Here is a 2,257-nt window from a genome sequence, read left to right as displayed (position 1 = left end):
GAAACAAATCCACAATCTAGCACAAAAGATTCTATTCTACTATGGAATCCCAATTTATAATCCCTTTTTAATTACTTGGATTTTTGCTAAAATAGTTTGTTTAAGATTTAGATTTGAGATTAAATCGATCCATTCTAAAATCCCTTAGGAGAAAGTATTGGAAAATCCAACCCAAGAAGAAAAAGAAAAAGAAATTAAAGAAAAAGAAGAGATTGAAGAAGAAACCAAAGAAGACCTTAATAATGCCCAACACCAAATCAAAATCAAAGCCATTGATAAAGCAGGGAATCCTATTGCAAACCTTAAAGATTATATTGTCTTAGAGATTGAAAAGAATCACAATCTTTTAGATAGAATTTGTTGTGATTGTGAAGAAGAAAAGGGAAACTATGTGTTTAATATCCAACAAGACTTTGATATTTTTTCTAAAGTCTATGTGCGCTTAAAGGATAATCCTCCGATTCTTCAAGATTGCAATACTAAAAACAATCCAAACCAAACCCAAGAAGACAATCCCCAACAATATATTATTTACAACAAAGAATCTCATTTCCTCCATTCTTCTTGCACTCAAATCAATTTCTTAGGTTCAATGATTTGTAATTCCAAAGTTGTTCCTTTTACCTTTGCAACCATCAATCAAACGCATTTTATTGGATTAATCAAAGCTTATAAAGCAGAGAATGCTTTAAACAAAAAAAGAATCTTAAATCAAGAGAGGGATTCTTTAGGCTTTAAAGATTCCAAAGATTCTTTAGAATTTGAAGATTCCCTTTACTCTTCTACTTCTTTCTCTTTACCAACACAAGATTCCTACTTTCTTCCTAACGATACAACTTCTTTAGATTATCCCCATTTAGAAATCTATACTTTAGATAAAGAACAAAGAATTAGATTAAAAGCATTCCTTTATGAGAAACAGAGATTCTATGTCGCAAAGAAAGACTTAAAAGATGAAAGCACACAAATAGCAAGACGATACAAAGAAGAACAAGGCAATATCACTAAAAATATTCTTAAGGATTCTACTAAACTAAACGCATTAGAAAATGAAATAAAATGGGCATTTAAAATCCTAGATGGCACTTATAATGCAGATTCTCTTCAAAATAACTTTATTATAGAGCAAGGCAGAACACAAGCAAGACCAAATCTAGGAAACAAACAAACTTTTAATCCTTTTAAAGACAAGCCTTTAGAATCTATCCCTAAAGGTTATGTCCTCTTAGAAGACATACAAGGCTTTATCTTAGATATTGCCTTAAAAGATATTTTTAGTGTAAATCTCCTAGATTCTCTTGTGGGTAAAAACATTGTATTCTTTGCTTATAGTGATGAGGAGAATCCCAAGTATTGTATTTATAGTGATAATAATAACAGACTTAATAGAATCATCTACCAAGACCGCGTTACTTCAGTAGAACTTAAAATTGTAGAATCGCGTTTTAGATTAGACTTTGATGGAAAAACCTTAAGTCTTTTAGAAAATGAAAGAATCTTAAAGGAATGGGAAGCTAGAAGTGGAATGCCAATTAACAATTTACAAGTCAATACAAAAGAAGAAGATTTCAAAAAAACTCCCAAAACAAATCTTGAAGATGAGAAAAAAGACAAGCAAAGAACAAGATTCTATCTCCCAAATGACAAAGACACAAGCTTTTATTATGATGCGTTTTTACACGAAAAAGATTCTACTAAACCTACTCAAGAGGGAGTATATCCTATCAAGATTACCTATAATCCTAATGAATTAAACTTACAAGGAATCCATTTACACCCTAGCTTTAGAAAATCTCTATGTATTTATTTACAACACTTAAAACTCAAAGAAGATTCCACAATCCCTTTAAGAATCCAATACCAAAAGAAAGTCTTAATCTTGATAGAGAGATTTAAGCAAGATACATTTGCTACAATGTCTAGGGTTTATTTTCGCTTAGATGATAAGGCAATAGAATCAGAGATTGAAGAGTTAAAGACTGAAAAAACAAAAGAAAAGGAAACAACAGAATCCCCAAAAGACACAGAAATCACACACAATATCACCAAAGTAGAAAATCACTATTCTAATAGACCCAATCCCTTTGCCTATATCTTAGAAAAAAATGGACCCGATTGCATAGGAGGACAGCTTAAACTTAGAATCCCAGAGGGGAGATACAATACAACTTGGCATAATGGCAACACAAGAAAAGAAGTATTAAAACTTCATAATGAGTTTGTAGGAGTTAATAGAGGGATTCTAATCCACGAGGGA

General features: G+C 31.3%; 1 protein-coding gene. It reads left to right on the top strand.

Going from position 1 to position 2,257, the window contains the following annotated elements:
• Nucleotides 1-157: 157 nt before the first annotated feature.
• The coding region (locus LS69_RS09835; RefSeq protein ID WP_202978671.1) for a hypothetical protein at nt 158-2,257 on the top strand (2,100 nt) is incomplete at its 3' end.

Source organism: Helicobacter sp. MIT 05-5294 (genome assembly GCF_000765675.1).
Lineage (GTDB): Bacteria > Campylobacterota > Campylobacteria > Campylobacterales > Helicobacteraceae > Helicobacter_D.
The sequence above is the reverse complement of the archived record's forward strand: the minus strand, read 5'-3'. Positions and strand labels throughout refer to the sequence as shown.